Source organism: Sphingomonas echinoides (genome assembly GCF_029623395.1).
GTDB lineage: Bacteria > Pseudomonadota > Alphaproteobacteria > Sphingomonadales > Sphingomonadaceae > Sphingomonas > Sphingomonas echinoides_A.
On record NZ_JAPYKK010000006.1, the window covers coordinates 158,104 to 164,103 of the forward strand.

4 protein-coding genes are annotated in these 6,000 nt (G+C 68.1%); 3 read left to right on the forward strand and 1 reads right to left on the reverse strand.

Annotation, left to right across the window (positions count from 1 at the left end; all coding sequences use genetic code 11):
• Positions 1-158 precede the first annotated feature (158 nt).
• From QBJ92_RS05975 to QBJ92_RS05985, 3 genes are all read left to right on the forward strand, one after another.
• Positions 159-2,597: a glycoside hydrolase family 95 protein gene (locus QBJ92_RS05975; protein ID WP_277968775.1), complete on the forward strand. Its 2,439-nt coding sequence runs from the start codon at positions 159-161 to the stop codon at positions 2,595-2,597.
• Positions 2,598-2,629: 32 nt separating this feature from the next.
• Complete coding sequence (locus tag QBJ92_RS05980) at positions 2,630-3,421, forward strand: IclR family transcriptional regulator (protein WP_277968776.1); 792 nt, start codon at positions 2,630-2,632, stop codon at positions 3,419-3,421.
• Between the two features lie 68 nt (positions 3,422-3,489).
• Positions 3,490-5,451: a glycoside hydrolase family 127 protein gene (locus tag QBJ92_RS05985; protein WP_277968777.1), complete on the forward strand. Its 1,962-nt coding sequence runs from the start codon at positions 3,490-3,492 to the stop codon at positions 5,449-5,451.
• On the opposite strand, the gene QBJ92_RS05990 is transcribed toward QBJ92_RS05985, so the two are convergent.
• Positions 5,448-6,000: alpha/beta fold hydrolase (locus QBJ92_RS05990; protein ID WP_277968778.1), on the reverse strand; the 553-nt coding region annotated here is incomplete at its 5' end. The two genes, QBJ92_RS05985 and QBJ92_RS05990, sit on opposite strands and share 4 nt — an antisense overlap.

A 6,000-nucleotide genomic window follows, 5' to 3' on the forward strand; every position in this document is an offset into this window, starting at 1 on the left:
ACGGGCAGGGTCTGCAGGGGCGAGCCCAATGGTTCGTGCCGTATATGCAAGCAAGCGATCATATATGCAATCTAGCTGGACTCATTCGGCATTGTGATAGACGATTGGCGCAACAGCGCGTCGCCTCGGGCGGTATCGCGGAAGCCGAGGAGAAGAGGATGCGTCGTCGCAACGGGATGAAGGGGCTGACGCGTCGCGAAACGCTGGTCAGCGGGATTGCGCTGGGCGCGCTTCCCACGCTGTCGGCGGCGGAAACGACCGCGCCCGCCACCGACCATCAATTGTGGTATCGTCAGCCGGCGCAGGCGTGGACCGAGGCGTTGCCGGTGGGCAACGGACGGCTCGGCGCGATGGTGTTCGGCCGCGTCGCGCAGGAACGACTCCAGCTCAACAGTGACACCTTGTGGGCGGGGTCGCCTTATGACCCGAACAACCCGGACGCTTTGGCCGCGTTGCCGCGCGTCCGCGCGTTGCTTGCGGAGGGGCGGTATAAGGAAGCGACCGATCTCGCGTCGGCGAAGATGATGGCGAAGCCGCTGTCGCAAATGCCGTACGGTTCGCTGGGCGATCTGCTGGTGACGTTCGCGGGTGCCGCGCAACCGGCGGACTATCGACGTGACCTCGATCTCGCCTCGGGTGTCGCCACGACGCGCTATGGCGGCGGTGGTGTCGCGCAGACGCGCGAGGTGTTCGCCTCGGCCCCCGATCAGGTGATCGTCGTGCGGCTGACTGCGCAGGGCGGGACGCTCGACTTCGATGTCACGCATCGCGCGCCGCACGCGGTGGCGATCCCGCGTGAGCAGTATGTCGAAGGCGCGGCGCCGCCTGCGGCCACGACGGTCGACTGGTTGCAGCACGAGACCGCTGGCCCTGCGCGGCCCGGCGTCACGGTCGCGGCCGATGGCGCGACCGCGATGCTCGTCACCGGGCGGAACGAAGCCGCCAACGGGATCCCGGCGGGGTTGCGCTATGCGATGCACGTCGTCGCGGTGGGTGACGGGCGGATTACGAGCGGGGCCGACGGCCTGTCGGTGCGGGGCGCGCGGCAGGTCACCCTGCTGATCGCGGCGGCGACGAGCTACGTCGGGTTGGGAGACCAGGGCGCGGACCCGGTCGCGATCGTGCGGTCGGCCGCCAAGGCCGCCGCGGGCAAATCCTATGCGGCCTTGCGGCGCGCGCATGTCGCCGACCATGCCGCGCTGTACGGGGGCATGACGATCGACCTCGGCACCAACGCCGCCGCCGCCGCGCTGCCGACCGATCGGCGGATCGCGGCGGGGGAGAGCGGGCGCGATCCGGGGCTTGCCGCGCTGTATGTGCGCTATGCGCGCTATCTGCTGATCGCCTCGTCGCGACCGGGGACGCAGCCGGCGAACCTCCAGGGGATCTGGAACGAAGGCACCACCCCGCCGTGGGGGAGCAAATACACGATCAACATCAATACCGAGATGAACTACTGGCCCGCCGATCCCGCCGGACTCGGGCTGTGCGTCGAGCCGTTGTTGCGGATGACGGAGGAGCTCGCCGTTTCGGGCGCGCGCACCGCGCGGGCGATGTACGGCGCGGGCGGCTGGGTGGCGCATCACAACACCGACCTGTGGCGCGCGACCGCGCCGATCGACGGGCCGTTGTGGGGACTGTGGCCGTGCGGCGGGGCGTGGTTGTGCAACACGCTGTTCAGCCACTGGGACCACAACCGCAGCGCTGCGGTGCTGGGACGGCTGTATCCGTTGATGGTGGGGGCGACGCGTTTCTTCCTCGATACGCTGATCGAGGATCCCAAGGGGCGCGGCCTCGTCACTTCGCCGTCGGTGTCTCCGGAAAATTTGCATCCGTTCGGATCGTCGCTGTGCGTCGGTCCGGCGATGGACCGCCAGATCATCCGCGACCTGTTCGCCAATACGGTCGTGGCGGGGAAGCGTATGGGGCGGGATGCCGCCTGGCTCGAAACGGTGGAAGCCGCGCGCGCGAAGATCGCGCCCGACCGGATCGGCGCGCAGGGCCAGTTGCAGGAATGGCTCGAGGATTGGGACGCGCAGGCGCCCGATCCGCAGCATCGCCACGTCTCGCATCTCTACGCGGTGTATCCCAGCGGGCAGATCAACCTGCGCGATACGCCCGAGCTGATCGAAGCGGCCAAGGTCAGCTTGCGACGGCGCGGCGATCTCTCAACCGGGTGGGCGACCGCGTGGCGGGTGTGCCTGTGGGCGCGCATGGGGGAAGGGGATCACGCGCATGACGTGCTCAACGGATTGCTCGGGCCCAAGCGCACCTACCCCAACATGTTCGATGCGCATCCGCCGTTCCAGATCGACGGCAATTTCGGCGGGACCGCGGGAATCCTGGAGATGCTCGTTCAGTCGTGGGGCGATACGCTGCATCTGCTCCCGGCGTTGCCCGGGGCGTGGCCGACCGGCGCGATCAGCGGGTTTCGCGCGCGGGGCGACTTGCGGGTCGATCTGCAATGGCGCGAGGGTCGGCCGCAAGCGCTGACGATCCGCGGCCCTGCGGGATCGACGGTGACGGTGCGGGCTGGCAAAGAGGACTTCACGGCCAAGCTGTCCGCAGCGGGTCGGTATTCGCGGCGCTGGTCCTGACCCGGCCCGCGCAAGAGCATGATAGGGGACTGATGAAACAGAGCGGCCCGCAAGGCACCTATACCGCACCCGCGATCGAAAAGGCGTTCGAGGTCATCGAGCTGCTCGGCCAGCATCCCGAGGGCGCGCTGGTCAGCGAGATGGCGACGTTGCTGGGGCGGTCGGTCGGGGAGCTGTTCCGCATCATCATCGTGATGGAGCGGCTGGGCTATCTCAAGAAGTCCGCACGGACCGATCGCTACACCGTCACCTACAAGCTGCTCGAGGTCGCCTATCGCGCGACGCCCGCGCAGGACGTGACGCGCGCGGCGTTGCCGCAGATGCAGGGGCTGGCGCAGGATGCGGGGCAATCGTGCCATCTCGTCGTGCCGAACGCGGGGGCGGGGCTGGTCATCGCGTGCGAGCAGCAACCCGGGATCCGCGGTTTTTCGCTGCGGGTCGGCGCGAAGATCGACATTCTCAACAGCTGTTCGGGGCAGGTGCTGCTCGCGTTTTCAAGCGACATGCGCGCCGACCAGATCCTCGCGGCGGCGGCGCAGGACCGTGCCGAGCCGATCGACCGCGCGCGGCTGGCGGCGCAACTGGAAGTCATCCGGACGCGCGGCTATGATCGGCGGCAAAGCCCGATCACGCATGGCGTGACCGACATCAGCTGCCCGGTGTTCGGGTTCGACGGCACCGTCGTGGCGGCGCTGACGATTCCGTTCCTGGAATTGATCGACGGATCGCAGAAGGTCGACGCCGAGGCCGCGCGCGCGATGCTGCATGCGGCGGTCGGGCGGATTTCGGATACGCTCGGATATCGGGGCGATCGGTCGGCGTGATCGCGGTGCGGCGCGCATGAAGGTTAAGGACGCCGCAGTGAATGCGGCGCGATTTTAGGAGTGGTACCATGACGAACACGACCCGCCGTGGCGGCAACACGCGCCGCAGCTTCCTTGCGAGCACGGGCGCGGGCGGGCTGCTCGCGGGACTGGCGGCGGGGAGCCCGACCGCGCTGTTCGCCGCGCCGGTGGTCGCGGCGGGGGCGCGCCCCAAGGCTGCGCTGCAGCCGTTCGATCTTGCCGATGTCGAGCTGTCCGAAGGGCCGTTCCTGCACGCGCAGCGCAAGACCGTTGCGTATCTGCTCAGCCTCAGCCCGGACCGGATGCTCCACAACTTCCGCGTCAACGCGGGGTTGAAGCCCAAGGCGCCGGTCTATGGCGGGTGGGAGTCCGAGGCGCAGTGGGCGGAGATCAACTGCCATGGGCATACGCTCGGCCATTATCTGTCGGCGTGCGCGCTGGCCTATCGCTCGACCCGCGAGCCGCAGTTCAAGCAGCGGATCGACTATATCGCGGGCGAACTCGCGGCGTGCCAGGATGCCGCCAAGACGGGGCTGGTCTGCGCGTTCCCCGATGGCGCGGCGCTGGTCGCGGCGCATCTGCGCGGGGACAAGATCACCGGCGTGCCGTGGTACACGCTGCACAAGGTCTATGCGGGCCTGCGCGATGCGACGTTGCTTGCGGACAGCACCGCGTCGAAGGCGGTCCTGATCCGGATGGCCGACTGGGCGGTGGTGGCGACGCGCCCGCTGACGCCCGCGCAGTTCGAGACGATGCTCGATACCGAACATGGCGGGATGAACGAGACGTTCGCCGACCTGTATCTGATGACCGGCAACGCTTCTTATCGCGAGATGGCCGAGCGCTTCTCGCACAAGGCGATCCTCGAGCCGCTTGCGGCGGGGCGCGACCGGCTCGACGGGCTGCACGCCAACACGCAGGTGCCCAAGATCATCGGCTTCCAGCGTGTCTATGAGGCGACCGGCAACCCGCAATATCGCGATGCCGCCGCCTTCTTCTGGAAGACGGTCGCGCTGACCCGCTCGTTCGCGACCGGCGGGCATGGCGACAACGAGCATTTCTTCCCGATGGCGGACTTCGAGCAGCATGTCTTTTCGGCCAAGGGGTCGGAGACGTGCTGCCAGCACAACATGCTCAAGCTGACCCGCGCGCTGTTCCTGCAGGACCCGCAGGCCGACTATGCCGATTATTACGAGCGGACGCTCTACAACGGCATCCTCGCGTCGCAGGACCCGGATTCGGGGATGGTGACCTATTTTCAGGGCGCGCGGCCCGGGTACATGAAGCTGTACCACACGCCGGTCGATTCCTTCTGGTGCTGCACCGGCACCGGCATGGAAAACCACGTCAAACATCGCGACTCGATCTACTTCCACGACGATCGGTCGCTGTACGTGAACCTGTTCGTGCCGTCCTCGGTGACGTGGCGCGACAAGGGGGCGGTGTTGCGGCAGGTGACGACCTTCCCGGATTCGCCGACGACGACGCTGCGTTGGTCGCTGCGGCGGCCGACCGAGCTGACGCTGCAATTGCGCCATCCGCGCTGGAGCCGGACCGCGACCGTGCTGGTCAACGGCGTGGAGACCGTCCGGTCGAATGCGGCGGGCAGCTACGTCAAGCTCGCGCGGACGTGGCGCGATGGGGATACCGTCGAACTGCGGCTCGCGATGGAGGTCGCGACCGACCATGCGCCCGCTGCGCCGGACGTGGTGGCGTTCACCTATGGGCCGATCGTGCTGGCCGGGGTGTTCGGGACCAAGGGGCTGGCGAAGGACGCGGACATCATCGTCAGCGAACGCAAGTATGGCGAGTATAATGCCACGCCGTTTACCCCGCCGATGCTGACGGGCGATGCCGGCACGATCGCCGGGAAGGTTCGTCCCGGCGCAGCGCCGCTCGAATTCACGATCGCTTCCGGAAACCAGAGCGCGGTGCGGCTGGTCCCGTATCACCGCGTCGCGCATGATCGCTATGCGACCTATTGGAAGGTCCTGCCCGGCGCGGTCTAGCGCAGTTCGGCCAGCAACGTTGCGTTGAACCCGGCCGGGTCCTCGACTTGCGGGGCATGGCCCGCGTCGGGGATGCGGATCAGCCGGGCGTGGGGGAAGCGCTTGACCGCGTCCTCCGCGGCCTGCGGGACGGTCTGGATCCGGTCGCGGAGCACCGGGGGCGCGGTGTTGGCGCGGAAGGCGGTGAGATCGCGCTGGCCGATGAGGAGCGTGACCGGCACCGTGATCCGGCCGAGCTCGGCGGCGACCGGCTGCGTCTCGATCATGTCCGACAGGCGCGCCTGCGCGTCGCGCACGGTGTCGCCGTCGGCGCTCGCATATTGCCCCGCTAGCATCGCGACCCAGCGGTCGTAGGCCGGGCGCCACGTGCCGTGATAGTAATTGCGCAATTGATACGCCTTGATCGACGTGGCGCTGGTCTTGGCTTCTTCCTGCCGGAGCGCGCCGAGATCGGTATAGGGCACGCCCTGCGCCAGCGTGTCGTTGAGGCCGAGCGGGTTGACCAGCACCATGCGCTCGACCCGGTCGGGATAGGTCAGCGCGAACCGC

Excerpts from the sequence above, each read along its gene's own strand:
- QBJ92_RS05985 (WP_277968777.1), top strand. The coding sequence starts at position 3,490 with ATGACGAACACGACCCGCCGTGGCGGCAACACGCGCCGCAGCTTCCTT.
- QBJ92_RS05980 (WP_277968776.1), top strand. The coding sequence starts at position 2,630 with ATGAAACAGAGCGGCCCGCAAGGCACCTATACCGCACCCGCGATCGAA.
- QBJ92_RS05975 (WP_277968775.1), top strand. The coding sequence starts at position 159 with ATGCGTCGTCGCAACGGGATGAAGGGGCTGACGCGTCGCGAAACGCTG.